At 73.2% G+C, this 17,690-nt stretch carries 15 protein-coding genes and 1 pseudogene; 10 read left to right on the top strand and 6 right to left on the bottom strand.

Translation table 11 applies throughout. The features are described from left to right. Position 1: 1 nt before the first annotated feature. The 3 genes from OG361_RS12245 to OG361_RS12235 form a co-directional block, all read right to left on the bottom strand. Positions 2-1,012 (bottom strand): LLM class F420-dependent oxidoreductase, encoded by a 1,011-nt coding sequence (locus tag OG361_RS12245; protein ID WP_405853351.1) that lies wholly within the window; start codon positions 1,010-1,012, stop codon positions 2-4. A 302-nt stretch (positions 1,013-1,314) separates the two neighbouring features. Beyond that, positions 1,315-2,172 carry a DUF5336 domain-containing protein gene (locus OG361_RS12240; protein ID WP_405853350.1) on the bottom strand — a complete coding sequence of 286 codons (858 nt, stop codon included), beginning with the start codon at positions 2,170-2,172 and terminating at the stop codon, positions 1,315-1,317. Between the two features lie 112 nt (positions 2,173-2,284). Further along, positions 2,285-3,223, bottom strand: coding sequence for an N-acetylmuramoyl-L-alanine amidase (locus OG361_RS12235; RefSeq protein WP_405853349.1), 939 nt, complete (start codon positions 3,221-3,223; stop codon positions 2,285-2,287). Positions 3,224-3,706: 483 nt separating this feature from the next. Here OG361_RS12235 and OG361_RS12230 point away from each other — a divergent pair, with 483 nt between their 5' ends. The 3 genes from OG361_RS12230 (at position 3,707) to OG361_RS12220 (ending at position 7,504) form a co-directional block, all read left to right on the top strand. Continuing rightward, on the top strand, positions 3,707-5,419 hold the full coding sequence (locus tag OG361_RS12230; protein ID WP_405853348.1) for a hypothetical protein: 1,713 nt from the start codon (positions 3,707-3,709) through the stop codon (positions 5,417-5,419). A 142-nt stretch (positions 5,420-5,561) separates the two neighbouring features. After that, positions 5,562-6,677 carry a hypothetical protein gene (locus OG361_RS12225; RefSeq protein WP_405853347.1) on the top strand — a complete coding sequence of 372 codons (1,116 nt, stop codon included), beginning with the start codon at positions 5,562-5,564 and terminating at the stop codon, positions 6,675-6,677. After that, positions 6,674-7,504, top strand: coding sequence for a methyltransferase domain-containing protein (locus OG361_RS12220; RefSeq protein ID WP_405853346.1), 831 nt, complete (start codon positions 6,674-6,676; stop codon positions 7,502-7,504). Before OG361_RS12225 ends, OG361_RS12220 begins: the two co-directional genes overlap by 4 nt. Positions 7,505-7,565: 61 nt before the next feature. Here the strand turns inward: OG361_RS12220 and OG361_RS12215 are convergent, their stop codons facing one another. Continuing rightward, positions 7,566-8,198 (bottom strand): class I SAM-dependent methyltransferase, encoded by a 633-nt coding sequence (locus tag OG361_RS12215; RefSeq protein WP_405853345.1) that lies wholly within the window; start codon positions 8,196-8,198, stop codon positions 7,566-7,568. On the opposite strand from OG361_RS12215, the gene OG361_RS12210 reads away from it, so the two are divergent. Continuing rightward, positions 8,197-8,451 carry a hypothetical protein gene (locus tag OG361_RS12210; RefSeq protein ID WP_405853344.1) on the top strand — a complete coding sequence of 85 codons (255 nt, stop codon included), beginning with the start codon at positions 8,197-8,199 and terminating at the stop codon, positions 8,449-8,451. The genes OG361_RS12215 and OG361_RS12210 overlap by 2 nt on opposite strands. Before the next feature lie 4 nt (positions 8,452-8,455). Here OG361_RS12210 and OG361_RS12205 read toward each other — a convergent pair whose 3' ends face one another. Further along, on the bottom strand, positions 8,456-8,860 hold the full coding sequence (locus tag OG361_RS12205) for a DUF4259 domain-containing protein (RefSeq protein WP_405853343.1): 405 nt from the start codon (positions 8,858-8,860) through the stop codon (positions 8,456-8,458). 220 nt (positions 8,861-9,080) lie between these two features. On the opposite strand from OG361_RS12205, the gene OG361_RS12200 reads away from it, so the two are divergent. The 6 genes from OG361_RS12200 to OG361_RS12175 all read left to right on the top strand — a co-directional run bounded on the left by OG361_RS12200 (position 9,081) and on the right by OG361_RS12175 (position 17,097). After that, entirely contained in the window at positions 9,081-9,407 is a 327-nt protein-coding gene (locus OG361_RS12200; protein WP_405853342.1) for an FKBP-type peptidyl-prolyl cis-trans isomerase, read from the top strand. A gap of 320 nt (positions 9,408-9,727) precedes the next feature. Continuing rightward, complete coding sequence (locus OG361_RS12195) at positions 9,728-10,723, top strand: GlxA family transcriptional regulator (protein ID WP_405853341.1); 996 nt, start codon at positions 9,728-9,730, stop codon at positions 10,721-10,723. A gap of 50 nt (positions 10,724-10,773) precedes the next feature. Continuing rightward, on the top strand, positions 10,774-12,957 hold the full coding sequence (locus OG361_RS12190) for an acyl-CoA dehydrogenase (RefSeq protein WP_405853340.1): 2,184 nt from the start codon (positions 10,774-10,776) through the stop codon (positions 12,955-12,957). A 26-nt stretch (positions 12,958-12,983) separates the two neighbouring features. Beyond that, entirely contained in the window at positions 12,984-14,180 is a 1,197-nt protein-coding gene (locus tag OG361_RS12185; RefSeq protein ID WP_405853339.1) for a lipid-transfer protein, read from the top strand. Between the two features lie 138 nt (positions 14,181-14,318). Next, positions 14,319-15,800: an MFS transporter gene (locus OG361_RS12180; protein ID WP_405853338.1), complete on the top strand. Its 1,482-nt coding sequence runs from the start codon at positions 14,319-14,321 to the stop codon at positions 15,798-15,800. A gap of 10 nt (positions 15,801-15,810) precedes the next feature. Beyond that, positions 15,811-17,097 (top strand): phospholipase D-like domain-containing protein, encoded by a 1,287-nt coding sequence (locus tag OG361_RS12175; protein WP_405853337.1) that lies wholly within the window; start codon positions 15,811-15,813, stop codon positions 17,095-17,097. Positions 17,098-17,138: 41 nt separating this feature from the next. Here the strand turns inward: OG361_RS12175 and OG361_RS12170 are convergent. Beyond that, positions 17,139-17,622: pseudogene (locus OG361_RS12170) on the bottom strand (response regulator transcription factor); the annotation flags it as partial. Positions 17,623-17,690 lie beyond the last annotated feature (68 nt).

Raw genomic sequence — 17,690 nt, 5'->3', positions numbered from 1 at the left:
TCTAGGAGTTGAGCTCCGCGAGCACGCGGAGCGTGGCGGGGTCCGGTGCCGTGACCAACAGGTCCGTCACCGGACCCCGCCGCCATGACTCCAGCCGCTCGGCGATCCGCTCCCGGGGGCCGACGAGCGAGATCTCGTCCGCGAAGGCGTCCGGCACGGCGAGCACGGCCTCCTCGCGCCGGCCCGCCGCGAACAGCTCCTGGACGCGGGCGGCCTCCTTCCCGTACCCCATCCGCCCCATGAGGTCGGCGTGGAAGTTGCGGGCCGCGTGCCCCATGCCGCCGATGTAGAAGCCGAGCATCGCCTTGACCGGCAGCAGCCCGGCCGTCACGTCCTCGCAGAGCTGGGCCCGGACCATCGGGGCGACGGTGAAGCCCTCGGGGAGCCGCTCGGGCAGCGCGTAGACCTCGGCCCAGCGGTCCGGGGACCAGTACAGGGGCAGCCAGCCGTCGGCGATCGCGAGGGTCTGCGCGATGTTCTTGGGCCCCTCGGCGCCCAGGAGGACGGGGAGCCCGGCCCGGAGCGGGTGGGTGATCGGCTTGAGGGCCTTGCCGAGCCCGGTGCCGTCCTCGCCGGCGTATGGGTGCGAGTGGAAGCGCCCGTCGAGCCTGACGGGCCCTTCCCGGCGCAGCACCTGGCGGATCACGTCCACGTACTCCCGGGTCGCCGTCAGCGGGGAGCGGGGGAAGGGCCGGCCGTACCAGCCCTCGACGACCTGCGGCCCGGACAGGCCGAGCCCGAGCATCATCCGCCCGCCGGAGAGATGGTCGAGCGTGAGCGCGTGCATCGCGGTCGCGGTCGGCGTGCGGGCGGCCATCTGCGCGACGGCGGTCCCGAGCCTGACGCGCGAGGTGTGCGCGGCGATCCAGGTCAGCGCGGTGAAGGCGTCGGAGCCCCAGGCCTCGGCGGTCCACACGGAGTCGTAGCCGAGCCGCTCGGCCTCGCGTGCGAGGTCGAGGTGGGCGGGGGAGGGGCCGCGGCCCCAGTAGCCGAGGGCGAGTCCGAGTCGCATGCCCCGCATCCTTTCTGACGGTCAGTCAGGTAGTGCGGGGGACTGTACGCCAACGGCCCCCCGCCCGGAAGTGATTCCGGACGAGGGGCCGTGGGTGTCATGCCGGAGCGCGATGCCCGCATGGCCTTCGCGAACCGAGCCCCAAAGAAAGGGGGCCGGCGAGTGAGCCGAAGGGGCGCGCCGGGGGAACGGGGTCGAGCGCGCGGAGCCTCCTGAGGAACGAAGGAGGCGAGCACGGTCGACCCTGTGAGCCCGGCTGGAGCGCCCCGGAGGCGAACCGAGCCCTGAAAAAAAGGGGGGCGTCAGCCGCGCTGGATGCCCGTCGTGTCCTGGAGGACGCCGCGGCGGCCGTCCTGCGTCTGGGCCACCAGGCCCGGACCGCGCTGCTCGACGGCCAGGTACCAGGTGCCGGGCGCCAGTTCGGCGATCGGCGCCTGCGAGCCGTCCTCCGCGTACAGCGGGCGGGCGACCGGGACCGCGAACCAGAACGGTGCGAAGTCCGAGGACGGCTGCGCCTGGGGCTGCGGGGCGGGGGCGGCGGCCTGCGGCTCCGGCTGCTGCGGGGCGTGCGGCTGCGGGGCACCCTGCGCACCGAACGGCTGGCCCGCACCGTGCGAGGGGTCCTGCGGGGCACCGTACGGCTGCTGCTGACCGCCCGGGTAGCCGTAGCCACCGGGGACGCCCGGCTGGCCCGGCTGCATGCCGTACGGCTGCGGGGTCTGCGGACGCGGCGCGCCCACGAGCGGGGCCTTGAGGGCGGGGACCAGCGGACCGGCGACGGCGGCACCGGCCAGCACCAGGGCGGCGATCAGGCCGAGGACGAGGCCCGCGCCGGCGTTCTCCGTCTCGAAGATCCACATGAGCAGGGTCCATGCGGTGGCGACGGTGAACGCGGCGCCGACCTGGCCGAGCTCGAGGCCGGCCACCTTGCGCTGCTGCGGCAGGGCGCGGGAGGCGATGATCAGTGCGGCGCCGGCGAGCCCCAGGAAGTAGGAGCCCCACCCGAGGTAGGACGCCTCCCACGAGTTCGGGGTCTCGTACTGGTCGCAGAACGAGTCGGGGCCGTCGCAGCCGGCGACGCCCAGGAATGAGGCGATGAACAGCACCACCGCTGCACCGATCAGCACGCCATCGCCTCGGGTGAGGGAGCGGATATTCACGTAAGAGTCCTTCGTCGGGTCGTCGTCGCGTCGTCGTCGCGTCGGGGTGGCGCTCAAGTTCGTGGCACGGGGGCGGCCCCATGTTACGGAGCGAATCTATCGCTCGCCGGTTCTACCCGTGGAGGTAGGTCTCGATGCCGTCCGCGATGCCCTGTGCCGCCTTCTGCCGCCACGCCGCGGACGTCAGCAGCGCGGCATCCTTCGGATCACGCATATTGCCGCATTCGACGAAGACCTTGGGGACGGTTGAGAGATTGAGCCCGCCGAGATCATCGCGGACGTCCAACCCCGTACCGGAGCCGAGGTAGTTGGAGGGTGCCGTGCCTGTCGCGCGCGCGAACCGGCCGGCGATGCGCTCGCCCAGTTCACGGGAGGGCCCGACGATCGCGGTGGTGTCGGCCGCGCCGGAGCTCACCCGGGCGGGGAGGATCACATGGAAGCCGCGGTTGCCGACGGCCGAACCGTCCGCGTGGACGGAGACGACGGCGTCGGCGCGGGCCTCGTTGCCGATCCGGGCCCGCTCGTCGATGCAGGGGCCCCAGGGGCGGTCGGCGTCCTGGGTGAGGACCACCTTCGCGCCGCGCGCCGTGAGGAGGTCGCGCAGCCGGTGCGAGACGTCGAGGGTGAAGGCGGCCTCCGTGTAGGCCGGCTTCGAGGCGGTGGCGTTGGTGGAGGTGCCGGTGGTGTCGCACTCCTTGCGGTTCGTGCCGATGTTCACCTTGGCGTTGATCTCCCGGGGGTGCCGGAAGTTTCCCGGGTTGTGGCCGGGGTCGACCACGATGATCCGCCCGGCGAGCGAGCGGGACCCCTGCGAGGCCGAGGAGGCCGAGGAGGTCGGGGTGGCCGGGAGCGGGGTTCGGCTCGGCTGCCCGGAGCCTGCGCTCTCGCCGGCGGTCGCGGTGGCGGCGGGCGGCAGGGACTGGTTCCCGCTCTTCCCGGAGCTCTGGGACGCCTGGGAGGCTCCGCAGCCGGCGAGTGCGGCACCGCAGCCCGCGAGGGCCAGCGCGAGGGCGAGGGTACGGGGGGCGGTCTTCCGGTGGTCGTACGGCACCCCGCGACTTTAGGCCCTGTACGCGGTGAAATCCCGTAGCGGGTAGGTCGCAGGTTGGTCACCGGCTTTCCGGAACCGTGGACGCGTGTGCCCGGACGGTGAAGGGTAGGTGCAAAGAGGCGACGGTGGGGTGTCACCGCGCATGGACCCACGAGGGGAACCGTGGTGGGGGAAGAACCGAACGACGCACGTCCCGAGCCGTCCGACCGGATTCCGGGGGACGGAACGTTAAACAGACCGCCGCAGGGCGCATCCGGCGCCCAGAGCGACAGCAGCGCAGCCGGCAGTACGGGTGGCAGTGCGGGCGGGGGCACGGCCGGCAGTGCGGATGGGGGTACGGGCGGGGGCTTCGGCGCCCCGGCGCCCTGGGAGGCCCCGGCTCCGGCTGGTCCGGCTCCGGTGGGCCCGTCTCCGAGCGGTCCGGCACCGAGCGGTCCGCCTCCGAGCGCCCCGGCCCCGAGCGGTCCGCCTCCGAGCGCCCCGGTGCCCGGTGCGTACGGCGCCTCCGGCCCGGGAGCCCCGGCCCCCGGCTTCGGCCCGCCGCCCGGGGCCGGATACGGACCCGGATACGGACCCGGACCCGCGCCCGGCGCCGCCCCGGCGGCCGCGCCCGGCTGGGCCGGTGCCGGGGTCCTGCCGCCGCCGCCCGGCGCACCGCCCGGCTACGGCCCGCCCCCCGCGCCCGGCTCCGCGCCGCGCGGCGAGGCGAACCCGGCCCAGGCCGCCCTGATCGGCCTGCTCAACCTCTCCTGCCTGGGCCTCGGTTACGTCTTCCTGCGCAACTGGATCGGCGCCGCGCTCTGCTGGGTCGCCACCGTCGCCCTGCTGGTGCTCGCGCTCCCCGCCGACGTCGACGGCGTGCCCGTCGGCCTCCTCGTCGGCTACGGCGTCTTCCTGCTCGCCGTCGCCGCCGACGGAGCCCGGCGCGGGCTGCGCGCGACCCTCAGGATCGGCGAGTCCTTCCGCCGCCTCGCGCTCCCGCTCGCCGTCGTGCTGCTCGCCGTGCCCGCGGGCGGTTCGCTCGCGTACGGGGCGGCCCGCGACGAGGCGAAGGAGCAGGCGCTGCTCGACCGGCTCGCCGCGGCGGACGCGCAGGTCAAGTCGGCCGACGGCCTGGCCTTCGACAAGGCCGAGCCGATCTTCAAGCAGGCGCTGGCCGGCTACGAGGAACTCGCGACGAAGCACTCCGGGTCGCGGGCCGGGAAGCTGGTCCCCGAGCGGCTCGACGCGTACTACAAGACGCTCTCCGCCCCGTACGAGAACGAGACGTACTGCGAGGCGATCGCCCCGCTCAAGCACCTGCGGGGGCTCTCCGGCACCATCGACAAGGACCTGCTGGGTCCCCGGCCCGCCAAGACCGACGAGCCGCTGGCCCACTCGCTCTACGAGTGCGGGACCTCGGCGCTCGGCGTGTACACCGCGACCCCGTCCGCCGAGGTGAGCCTGAACGAGCTCTTCGGCACCTTCCCGAAGTCGTCCCACACCACCCGCGTCGAGCCGGCCGTCCGGGCGGCGCTCAAGACCCGTACGACCGCGCTCGACAGCGGCACCGAGCCCTGCGACACCACGTCCGAGCTGCGCACGCTCCGGACCTCGCTCAACGCCATCTCGGACCCCTCTCTCGAAGGCGTCACGCGCGATGCCGGCAAGGCGGTCCAGCGGGGCGACTTCGCCTGCGGGACCGACCAGTTCAAGGAGAAGGACTTCGACAACGCGATCAAGACCATGACCGCGTACGCCAAGGACTACCCGGAAAGCCCGCAGGCCGCCCACGCCCGCTCCATCGCCATCGCGGCCGAGATCGCCGACGAGGAGCCGGCGGCCGGCAAGAGCCTGCCCCCGTCCACGGTCCCCGGCGGCTCCCGGATGGTCATGGTCGTGAGCAACGACGGCCCGGGTGAGGTCGAGCTGCTCTACACCGGTCCGATGACCGGCAAGGTCACGCTCAAGGCCTGCACGACCTGCACCAAGTACCCCGGCCCGGTCCTCTCCCAGGGCAAGAAGATCAAGGCCTGCACCGGGCCGTCCTCGAAGTACCCGAAGGCGACCCTGCTCCTGCCCGCCGGCGACTACCACTTCCTCCAGAAGCGGGCGTCCACCGGCACCTCCGCGGCCGGAGACACCAAGTCGAGCAAGACGAAGATCGAAGCGGGCTACAGCTACACCAACTGCCTTTACGTGACAGCGGCGTTCTGACGCACCACTCCGACATTCGTGCAATGCGAATGAAGTTCGTCCCGGCGGCCGTCACCTTTCGAGGGGGCGGCCGTTGGAGTGTCCGATGATCTTGGAGCCTCCGAGATCTCGCGACCCTCCGACCACTCAGGACGCAAGACTCATGAACAGCACGGCGGTCCTGGACCGCGACACCACTCCCACAGCCCCGCCCACCCCTTTAGCCTGGTCGGACTTCGGCTGCCGGGTGAACGCGCTTCCCCCGGCCGAGCTCTTCGAGCGGTACGAACGCTCCCGCTTCCTCTATCCGGCCAAGCGCGCGAGGCTGGCCCCGTACTGGTCGCTGGTCCTGGAGAACTGGCAGCGGGCGCGCCGGGCCGGGGAGCTCCTGCACTGGGTGGCGAGCTACGACGAGCCCGACGGCGGCTGGGCCTCCCTCACCTCCTGGCGCTCCACCCACGCGGGCTGGCAGACCCAGCACCTGGTGAGCAGCGGCACCCTGCTCGGCGGGCGGGCCGTGATGCTGGCCGCCCAGGCGGTTCGCTCGGGGGAGCGGCGGGACGTGGCACAGCAGAACTGGTTCAGCCCGAGCAATCGCTTCGCCGCTCTCGCCTTCGGCGGCCTGGCCGACAGCATCGGCCCCGAGCGCTCCCTCGTCGTCCCCGGCGCGTACGTGATGGTGCCGCGGCCGCTCGCCGGGCTGCTGGGTCAGGGCAGCGACCGCGGCCGACCGGTGGTCGAGCTCGACGGCGGGGCCTGCCCCGAGCTCGCGGAGCTCGCCCGGGCGTGCCGGGGCGAGGTGTACGTACGGGCCGAGGGTCTCGACCGGGACGACCTGGGGCTCGACGACGTCGACCGGCTCTACCGGCTGGTCGACCTGCGCCGCTACCGGCGGATCTGGGTCCAGCACGACGCCACGGGACGGCTCAGGGCCGCGGCTCTCGCCTACCGCGGGCCGCTCGGCTTCAACTTCTCCTTCCTGGAAAATCGTTGCGACGTGCTCGTCTCTCCCGAGCTCGACGAGCCGGAGGCCCAGCGGGCGCTGGACGCGCTGATCGCCGCCGCGAGCGCCGCCTACGAGGACTTCGCACCGGGCGCCGTCCCCGTGGCGGGCGAGACGCCGATGGACCGGCTGATCCGGGCGGGCGCCGAACCCGTCCGCCCGTACACCCGGGCCATCTGGCTCGCCGAGTCGTACCCCGACGTCTACCAGCACATCGACAGCCTCTACGAGCGGCGCCTGCGCGGCCGGGGGCAGCACCCGAGGAGGGCGCAGTGACCGTTCCGTATCTGATGGAGGACCGCCGGGAGGCCGGTCGGCTGGTGGCCAAGGTCGACGCCGACGAGTGGGTACGGGAGTACCTGGGCCCGGTCCTGCCCGCCGGGGATGCCGGGGGCGCCGGTGCCGGGGCCTCCAGGGCCGGGCGGGTGCTCGACGTGGGCGCCGGGCCCGGGCACATCGCGGAGGCCGTCCACCGCGCCCGGCCGGAGGCGGAGGTCACCGCCTTCGACGGCAACCCCGAGCGGCTCGCCGCCGGAACCGGAAGCCCGGACGGCGCGGCGCTGCTCCGGCGCTCCGGGGACGCCCGCGCGCTCCCCTTCGAGGACGGCTCCTTCGACCTCGTGTACTCGCGGCTGATGCTCCAGTACGTCGCCGAACGCGAGCGGGTCGTCGCCGAGATGGCCCGGGTCACCCGCCCGGGTGGCCGGGTCGTGCTCTTCGACCTCGACGGCCAGCTCGTCTGGCACGACCCGATGGGCCCGGAGCTGCGCGCCGCCCTCGACCCGGTGACGGAGGCCCTCGCCGCGAGCGGCTTCGACCCGCACACCGGCCGCCGCCTCTTCGGCCTCGCCCGCCGGGCCGGTCTCACCGACCTGGAGGTGCGGGTCGACCCGTACCACCTGATCGCCGGCCGGATCGATCCGGTGGAGCGCGAGCAGTGGGCGCTCAAGCTCGACATCGCCCGCCCGCTGATCGCCCGCGCGCTCGGCGGGTCGACGGCGGCGGCCGACGGGGCGGTCGAGGCGTTCCTCGCCCATCTGGACAGCGAGGAGACGCTGACCTACTCGGTGGCCTTCACGGTCACGGGCCGCCGGCCCGTCTGAGCCGGGGGCAGCCTCGTCCAGCCTGTCAGCGTCGTCCGGCCGATCGGCCCCGTCCGGCCGGTCAGCCCCGGCGGCGCAGGACCCGGAGGGAGTCGGTGACCGAGATCTCCTCGAAGTCGCCCGACTCCAGGGCGCGGAGGTAGATCCGGTACGGAGCCTGACCGCCGTCCTCCGGATTCGGGAAGACGTCGTGGATGACGAGCAGGCCCCCGGGGGCGACCTTGGGGGCCCAGCCCTCGTAGTCGTTCGTGGCGTGCTCGTCGGTGTGCCCGCCGTCGATGAACACGAGGCCGAGCTGCCCGCCCCACGCCTTCGCGACCAGCGGCGAACGGCCGACCACCGCGACGACGTGCTCCTCCAGGCCCGCCTTGTGCAGGGTCCGGCGGAAGGTGGGCAGCGTGTCCATCAGCCCCACCTCCGGGTCGACGACGGTCGGGTCGTGGTACTCCCAGCCCGGCTGCTGCTCCTCGCTGCCCCGGTGGTGGTCCACGGTCACCGCGACCGTCCCCGCCTGCCGGGCCACGTCCGCGAGGAGGATCGTCGACCGGCCGCAGTACGTCCCGACCTCCAGGAGCGGCAGCCCGAGCTCGGCGGCGTCCGTGGCCGCCTCGTACAGCGCGAGGCCCTCCCCGACGGGCATGAAGCCCTTCGCGGCCTCGAAGGCGGCAAGGATCTCGGGCGCGGGCACGGACATGGTGTCTCCTACTGGCGAGTACGCGGGTACGGGCGCCCATCGTGCCCTACGCGTCGCACTCGAACCACACCGTCTCCCCGTCGGCCGCCTCGTCGCCCCCACCGGTCCGTCACCGCCTCCACCAGCAAAGGAGTCGTGGGCGTCCACGACGCACCTCCGGATCTCCGTCGCCGAGCTGGAGTACGCCCGCGAGACGTCGGCCGCCGAGCCCCCGCCCAAGAGCGGGCTGCGGCGGGTGTTCGGCCGGAACTGAGGGCCTACGCCCCCGCCAGGACCGCACGGAGCTTCCGTATCCCCGCCTTCCACTCCTCGCCGTCCGACTCCTCCCACAGCTCCAGGAGCTCCGAGTCCTGGCCCAGTACCCGGTCGAGCGCCGCGACGGCCATCGGACGCAGCTCCACCGGGAGTTCGGGCAGGGGCTCCTTCGGCCCGTACGCGGTCGTCACCGGCTCCCCGCCCGGGCACTGCGCCGCGACCAGCGCCGCCGACGCGATCGCCTCCACCGCCAGGTCCGAGTCCAGGTAGTCGTCACCGGTCGCGGTCACCTCACGGAAGGCCGCGCGCAGCACCTCCGCCCGCTTCTCCGCCGGGGCGTCGTCCACCCGGTAGGAGAAGTCGGCGGCGGTGTCGCTGTCGAACGGGCCGATGTCCCAGGTACCCATGGCGTGTTCACTCCCTCTGTCTGTAGTTCTTGGGCATCGTGACAGGCCCCACTGACAACGCCTCCGAGGTGCCCGTCGGCTCGAACATCAGGATGGCCGCGCCCTCGTCGCCGGTGGAGCGCGGGCCGCGTGAGTGCCAGGAATCGCACATGTCGCAAGAATCCTCGCAGGTACGTATCGTCGCCATCGCTACGACCGCTCACACCGAGAAGAGGAACACATGGGAGTCACGAGAGAAGTCATCGAGGCCGGGGACGGCCAGAACTTCCCCAAGCCCGGAGACACCGTGACGATGCACTACACCGGCACGTTGGAGAACGGACAGAAGTTCGACTCGTCCCGGGACAGGAACGAACCCTTCGTCTGCAGGATCGGCGTCGGCCAGCTCATCAAGGGCTGGGACGAAGGCGTCCCCGAGATGTCGCTGGGCGAGCGCGCCAAGCTGACCATCACCTCCGACTACGGCTACGGCAACAGGGGTGTCCCGGGCGCGATCCCGCCCAAGGCCACGCTCGTCTTCGACGTGGAGCTCATCAAGATCAACTAGTGGCCGGCGGCCATCCGAGCGTGGCTTCGCTCCCCCGGCGAGTACGGGCCGGGGGAGCGCCCGCCCGGAGCGCCGGGACCCCTCGCCGGTGCACTGCGTACCGCGTGGGTGCTAGGGGGTGTCTTGCCGCTCAGGCCGGGTTCGCGGCGTCTGGTGCCGCGCCTCGCCGCGTTGTCGTCACTCGGCATGGTCCCCCGTAGCCCTTCGGGCACGGGAGGTGCCCCCACCGCCATGACTCCCTCCTCCGCCTTGCGATCCACGGCACCAGACGCCGCTCCCTGATCCGGCCTGATCGACAAGACACCCCCTAGGAATCGCGCATGCCGCAAGAATCCTCGCGGGGAGCTTCCGCCCACGGCCTCCATCGGGTCGTCGTGATCGTCGACGCCGACTCGAACCCCTTCGAGCTCGGCTGCGCCACCGAGGTCTTCGGCCTGCGCAGGCCCGAGCTCGGCCGTGAGCTGTACGACTTCCGTCTCTGCTCACCCGAGCCGGACACCCTCATGCGGGACGGTTTCTTCACCCTCTCCGGGGTCGCCGGTCTTGAGGCGGCCGAAGCGGCGGACACCGTGATCGTCCCCAACCGCCCCGACATCGACGTGCCGCGCCGTCCGGCGGTGCTCGACGCCGTCCGGCGGGCGCACGCGCGCGGGGCGCGGCTGGTCGGCTTCTGCAGCGGCGCCTTCACGCTCGCCGAGGCGGGGGTGCTCGACGGGCGGCGGGCCACCGCGCACTGGCAGTGGGCGGACTCCTTCCGGGAGCGCTTCCCCGCCGTGAGCCTGGAGGAGGACGTGCTTTTCGTCGACGACGGCGACATCCTCACCGCCGCCGGCAGCGCCGCCGCGCTCGACCTCGGGCTGCACATCGTCCGGCGTGACCACGGCGCGGAGATCGCCAACGCGGTCAGCAGGCGGCTCGTCTTCGCGGCCCACCGGGACGGCGGGCAGCGGCAGTTCGTCGAGCGGCCCGTGCCGGCCATCCCCGACGAGTCCCTGGCGCCGGTCCTGGCCTGGGCGCAGGAGCGCCTCGACGAGCCCCTTGCCGTCGCCGACCTGGCCTCCCGCGCGGCCGTCAGTCCCGCGACCCTGCACCGCCGCTTCCGGGCGCAGTTGGGCACGACGCCGCCGGCCTGGCTGACGGGGGAGCGGATCGCCCTGGCCTGCCGGCTCATCGAGCGGGGCGAGGTGCGCCTCGACGCGGTCGCGCGGAGCAGCGGCCTCGGTACCGCCGCGCACCTGCGCGCGCTGACGCGCCGCGAGACGGGCCTCGCGCCCTCGGAGTACCGCCGCCGCTTCGGTCCCGATTCGCTTACCTGAAAGGCTTTCTGACCTTCCGTCAGAATGGAACGTGTTCTAGTCTGCGGCGCATGGGCATCGCCATCACGCACGAACAGCGGGCGCTCGGCCGATCCGTCCGGGGCTGGCTCGCCCGCGCCGTACCGCCCGAGGAGGTCCGCAAGCACCTGGACGTCCCCGACGCCGCCACCGGACGGCCCGCGTACTGGGACGCCGCCGCCGAGCAGGGGCTCCTCGGGCTCCACCTCCCCGAGGAGTGCGACGGCGGGGGCGGCGACCTCGTGGACCTCGCTGTCGTCGTCGAGGAGGCGGCCGCGGGGCTGCTGCCGGGGCCGTACCTGCCCTCCGTCCTCGCCGCCGAGCTCCTGCACCGGGCCGGACAGGGCGAGTCGGCCGCCGCGATCGCGCGCGGGGAGCGCATCGCCGCCGTCGCCCTCGGCGGGGCGGGGAGCCTCACCGCCGTCCGTACCGCTAGCGGCTGGCTCCTCGACGGCGCCGCGCCCCCCGTCCTCGGCGGGGCCCAGGCCGACCTCGTACTCCTCCCGGCCGCCACCGCCGACGGCTCCGTCTGGCTCGCGGTGGACACCGGGGGGCCGGCGGTGGACACCGAAGGGCTCGCAGTCCGGCCCCACGAGAGCGCCGACCCGACCCGGCCGACCGCCGAGATCACCGCCCGCGCCGCCCACGTCCCCGCCGCCCGAGAACTCGCCCTCACCTCCGGCCTCGTACGCGACCTCGCCGCCGTCCTGCTCGCCGCCGACGCCTGCGGCACCGCCGCCCGCGCCGTCGAGACGGCCGCCGAACACGCCCGTACCCGCGAACAGTTCGGGCGGCCCATCGGACAGTTCCAGGGCGTCAAACACCTCTGCGCCGACATGCTCGTCCGGCTCGAACAGGCCCGCGCCCTCACCTGGGACGCCGCCCGCGCCACCCACGACACCGCCCGCCCCCTCACCGCCGCGCTCGCCGCCGCCACCGCCCTCGACGCCGCGTACACCTGCGCCAAGGACTGCATCCAGATCCTCGGCGGCATCGGCTTCACCTGGGAGCACGACGCCCACCTCCTGCTCCGCCGCGCCGTCGTCGCCCGCCAGCTCCTCGGCACCGGCGACGACCACCGACTGGCCGCCCTGCGGCACGCCGCCGACGGCGTCCGGCGCGGCCTCCGGCTCGACCTGCCGCCCGAGGCCGACGCCTACCGCGCCGCCGCCCGCGAGGCCGTCGCCCCCGCCGCCGGACTCGACCCGGCCGCCGCCCGGCGCGCCCTCGCCCCCACCGGCTACGCAGCCCCGCACCTCCCGGAGCCGTACGGACTCGGCGCCGACCCCCTCCGACAGCTCGCCGTCCAGAGAGAGTTGGACGAGGCGGGGATTACGCTCCCCGGGCTCGGGATCGGCGCCTGGGTCGTCCCCTCCCTCCTCGCCCACGGCACCCCCGAGCAGCAGGAGACGCACCTCGGACCGACCCTGCGCGGCGAGCGGCTCTGGTGCCAGCTCTTCTCCGAACCGGGCGCCGGCTCCGACCTCGCCTCCCTCCGGACCCGCGCCGAGCGCACCGAGGACGGCCGCTGGCGGATCACCGGCCAGAAGGTGTGGACGAGCGCCGCCCAGTGGGCCCACCACGGCATCCTGCTCGCCCGCACCGACCCGGCCGCCCCCAAGCACAAGGGGCTGACCTACTTCCTCGTCGACATGCGGAACACCCCCGGCATCGACATCCGGCCGCTCAAGGAGATCACCGGGGACTCCCTCTTCAACGAGGTCTGGTTCGACGCCGCGATCCTCCCCGCCGACGCCGTCGTCGGCGAGGTGAACGACGGCTGGCGGGTCGCCCGCAACACCCTCGGCAACGAACGCGTCCACATGGCCGACCAGGTCGCCTTCGACACCGGCCTCGAAGCCCTCATCGAGCGGGCCGCGCGGCACGACAGCTCCGTACGCGTCCGGATCGGCGGCCTCCTCGCCGAGGCGCACGCCCTCGCCTGCATCGGCCTGCGCACCACCCTGCTCCAGGTCTCCGGCCTCGAACCGGGCGCGGGCGCCAGCGTCCGCAAGCTCGTCCAGACCCTCCACCAGCAGAAGGTCGCCGAACTCACCCTCGAACTCCTCGGCCCCGACGGCGCGGTGCGCGAGGGGCCCGGCGAACGGGCGCTGCACGGAATGCTCATGTCCCGCTGCCTCACCATCGCGGGCGGCACCACCCAAGTACAGCTCAATGTCGTCGCCGAGCGCCTGCTCGGCCTGCCGAGAGACTGAGACCGAGAGACGGGGAGGGACCCGCGATGACCAGCAAGGCGTATGTCGTCGGCGTCGGGATGACGAAGTTCGAGAAGCCGGAGACCCGGGACTGGCAGTACTGGGACATGGCACGGGAGGCGGGCACGGCCGCGCTCGCCGACGCGGGCGTCCCGTACGGGAGCGTGGAACAGGCGGCCGTCGGCTACTGCTTCCAGCCCTCCACCGCCGGACAGCGGGCCGTGTACGAACTGGGGCTCACCGGCATCCCCGTCTACAACCTCAACAACAACTGCGCGACCGGCTCCACCGCCCTCATGACCGCCCGGCAGTTCGTCGAGGGCGGCGTCGCCGACTGCGTCCTCGCCCTCGGCTTCGAGAAGATGGCGCGGGGCTCGCTCGGCGGCGGAGCGGGCGCCGGCGACTTCGCGACCTCGCCGGTAGCCCGGCACTACGGCGTCATGGCCGCCGCCCACGGCTTCGAGATGTCCCCGCCCACCGCGCAGATCTTCGGCAACGCGGCCCGGGAGCACATGGAGCGGTACGGGACGACCGAGGTGCAGCTCGCGGCCGTCGGCGCCAAGAACCACCAGCACTCGGCGAACAACCCCAACGCCCAGTTCCAGGACGTCTACACGGTCGACGAGATCCTCGCCGCCAAGACCGTCCACCGGCCGCTCACCAAGCTCCAGTGCTCGCCCACCTCCGACGGCGCGGCGGCGGCCCTCGTCGTCTCCGAGCGGTTCGTCGACGAACACGGGCTGCGCGGGCGGGCCGTGGAGATCGCCGCCCAGGCGATGACCACCGACACCGACGAGTCCTTCGCCTCGGGCTCCTGCATCGACGCCGTCGGCCGCCCGATGTCCCGGGCCGCCGCCCGCCAGGCGTACGAGCGCTCCGGACTCGGCATCGAGGACGTGGACGTCGTCGAGCTCCACGACTGCTTCTCGATCAACGAACTGCTCACGTACGAGGCGCTCGGCATGTGCGAGGAGGGCGCCTCCGGCAAGCTCGTCGAGTCAGGCGCCACCACGTACGGCGGGCGGTGGGTCGTGAACCCCTCCGGCGGGCTCATCTCCAAGGGCCACCCGCTGGGCGCGACCGGCCTCGCGCAGGCGGCCGAGCTGGTGTGGCAGCTGCGGGGCGAGGCGGGGGCGCGGCAGGTGACGGGGGCACGGGTCGGGCTCGCGCACAACATCGGCCTCGGTGGCGCGGCTGTGGTGACGCTGCTGCGGAAGGCGTAGGGCCTGTCCGGCGGATCGGGGCCGGGCAGGGCGGATCGGGGCCGGGCAGGGCGGATCAGGGCGGGACAGGGCGTAGGACTCTCGGCGTAGTCGAGGCCTTCCCTCGGCGTATGTACGGGGCTGGAGCGGTCTGCGACCATGACATCCATGCCGCAGACCGACTCCGCCACGAGCGCCAAGGGTGCCTCGCGTACGTCCCGCACCGCGTCCCTACGCTCCCCCCGCCCGTGGCTGGTCGTCCTGACAGCCTGCGCCGGTCAGTTCCTCGTCGTCCTCGACGTCTCCGTCGTCAACGTCGCACTGCCGTCGATGCGGACCGACCTCGGGCTCTCCTCGCTCGGCCTCCAATGGGTGCTCAACGCGTACTCGATCGCCTTCGCCGGCTTCATGCTGCTCGGCGGCCGGGCCGCCGACCTCTACGGCCGGAAGGCGATGTTCCTGCTCGGCCTCGGGCTCTTCACCGCCGCCTCCGTCGTCGGCGGCCTCGCGCCGGAGGGCCAGTACCTGATCGGCGCCCGCGCCGTACAGGGCCTCGGCGCCGCCTTCCTCTCGCCCGCCACGCTGACCCTCATCACCGGCGCCGTCGAGGCCGGACCGGCCCGCACCCGGGCCATCGGCACCTGGACGGCGGTCGGCGCGGCCGGCGGCGCGGCGGGCGGCCTCGTCGGCGGCCTCCTCGTCGACCTGCTCTCCTGGCGCTGGGTCCTCCTCATCAACATCCCCATCGGCATCCTCGTCCTCGCCGCCGCGACGCTCTGGCTGAGCGAGAGCCGCACCGGCGCGGGCCGCCGCCTCGACCTGCCCGGCGCCGTCCTCGTCACCGGCGGCCTCGCCACCCTCGCGTACGGCATCGTCCAGACCGAGGAAGCGGGCTGGACCGACCCGGCCACGCTCCTCACCCTGCTCGGCGGACTCGCCCTGCTCGGGGTCTTCGTCGCCGTGGAGGCCCGCACGGCGGCGCCGCTGATGCCCCTCAAGATCTTCCGCAACCGGGCCGTCTCGGCGGCCAACGCGGCGATCCTGCTGTGCGGTTCGAGCTCCTTCGGCATGTGGTTCTTCATGACCGTGTACGCGCAGAACGTCCTCGGCTACACCCCGCTCCAGGCCGGGCTCGCCCTCGTACCCAGCTCCCTCAGCGTCGTCCTCGGCTCCAAGCTCGCCCCGCGCCTGATGCCGGTCGTCGGCGCCCGGAACCTCGCCGTGATCGGTGCGCTCATCGGGGCCGCGGGCTTCGCCTGGCAGTCGACACTCACCGCCGACGGGACCTTCCTCGGGACGATCCTCGGCCCGGGCGTCCTCATGATGGCGGGCCTCGGCCTCGCCACCACCCCGCTCGCCACCCTCGCCACCTCCAGCGCCGCACCGGGCGACGCGGGCCTCGTCTCGGGCCTCGTCAACACCTCCCGCACGATGGGCGGCGCCCTCGGCCTCGCCGTCCTCTCCACCGTCGCCGCGGCGGCCACCCCCGCGATCGTCACCTTCGGCGCGCCGGACCCCGCCCACCTGGTCCCCGGCTACGCCATGGCCTTCCGGGTCTCGGCCGGGGTCCTCGTGGTGTCGTCCGCGCTGATGCTGCTCTGGCTGCCGAAGCCCACGGAGCGCGGCGCGCGCCGTACGTGACAATGCGCGAGTGATAACGATCAAGAACAAGTTCAGGACCTTCGCGACCGCGCTCGCCGTGGGCGCCACCCTGACGGTCGCACCCTCCGCGTCGGCGGAACCCGTCGTGGCCGTGACCACCGGCGCCGTGTTCAACGAGCCGTCGAGCGCGGACGCGGCCGCCAGGGGACGGATCCTCTTCCACCTGGCGGACCTCGTCGACGGCGCCGAGGCGGGGTCCTCCGTCAAGATCTCGCTCTACCTGTTCCAGTCCCAGTACCTGGCCGACAAGCTGGGCGCCGCCCACCGCAGGGGCGTCGCCGTCCAGGTGGTCCTGGACGACGACAGCACCTCCACGGCGGCCACCAGCCTGCGGAACCAGCTGGCGGAGCCGGGCAGCCCGGACTCCTGGGTCCGCGGTTGCAAGCCCGAGGAGGCCTGCCTCGCCCTGGACCCGGGCACCACGGCGACGGACCCCGACGGCACGTACGACAACGTCAACCACAACAAGTTCTTCCTGTTCTCCCGCACCAAGGGCAAGGGCGACACCGCCGTCGACAACGTGGTGGTGCAGTCCTCCGGCAACCTCACCGGGCAGGACCTCAACGCCTGGTGGAACGACGCCCTGACGGTGGTCGGCAACAAGGAACTGTTCGACGCGTACACGCGGTACTTCGGAGACCAGGCGGCGGCCGCCATCGGGCAGACGCCGCAGGTCGCGGAGTACGCGCACGACACCCAGGCGGGCAAGGCCAAGGTGTACTTCTTCCCGCGGGCCGCCACCGACACGGTCGTCAACATCCTCGGGACGGTGGCGCCGGTCGGCACCGCGGACTCCTGCGGCGGCAACTCCGCGGGAATCGGCACGACCGACGGCCGGACGAAGATCCGCATCGCCCAGGGCCACATCACGCGCGTCGAGGTGGCCAGGAAGCTGTGGGAACTCGCCAACGCGGGCTGCCAGATCGAGATCGTCTACCGCTCGCTCGACAACTGGACCGCCGACGACAAGCCCATGGGGCAGGTGGCCAACTGGCTGACCAGGCCGGTGACGGGGAAGGGCCGCATCACCCTGCACCAGCTCGACAACGACGGCCGCGGCGGCACCGACTCCCACACGAAGTACCTGCTGATCGAGGGCACGTACTACGGCGGCGTGAACAAGAAGATCGTCTTCACCGGCAGCCACACCTACACGACGACGGCGCTCAGGTACAACGACGAGACGCTGCTCAAGTACGAGGACGGGTCGGTCTTCGACGCGTACGTGAGGAACTTCGAGGCCCAGCGGACGGCCTCGCTCTCCGAAGGCCTGTAGGCCGTCCACGGAGGCCGCCAGGGCGTCCCGCTCACGTGCCGGGAGGCCGCCAGGGCGTCCCGCTCACGTGCCGTCAACCGGTTCGGCCCCGCCCCGAGCCGCCGCGGCGGCGAGGGCCGGGTCGATGACCGTCTCGCCGCGGAGGGCCTTCCGGATCGCCTCGGCCAGCTCCTCCACGGGCCCGTCCTTCACCAGGAACCCCGCCGCGCCGGCCTCCATCGCCCGGCGGAGATGGCCGGGGCGGCCGAAGGTCGTCAGGATCAGGACCCGGCAGTCCGGAACCTCGTCGTGCAGATCGGCGGCGGCGTCGAGCCCGCTGCGCCCGGGCAGCTCGATGTCGAGGAGGGCGACGTCGGGCCGGGAGAGCAGCGCGGCATCCACGATCTCGTCACCCCGCCCGACCCGGGCGACGACGTCGATGTCCGGCTCCATCCCGAGCAACAGGGCGAGGGCCCCGCGCATCATGCCCTGGTCCTCGGCGAGGAGAACCCGTACGGACTTCGCCGGGCGGTGGTCCTGCGGCATCTCGGTCACGAGAAACAGCGTAGGGCGGACCGCCTGTCGGGGCTCGTCCGGCGAGACCTCCATCCGCG

It is taken from the genome of Streptomyces sp. NBC_00090, from assembly GCF_045160815.1.
Classification (GTDB): domain Bacteria; phylum Actinomycetota; class Actinomycetes; order Streptomycetales; family Streptomycetaceae; genus Streptomyces.
The sequence above is the reverse complement of the archived record's forward strand: the minus strand, read 5'-3'. Positions and strand labels throughout refer to the sequence as shown.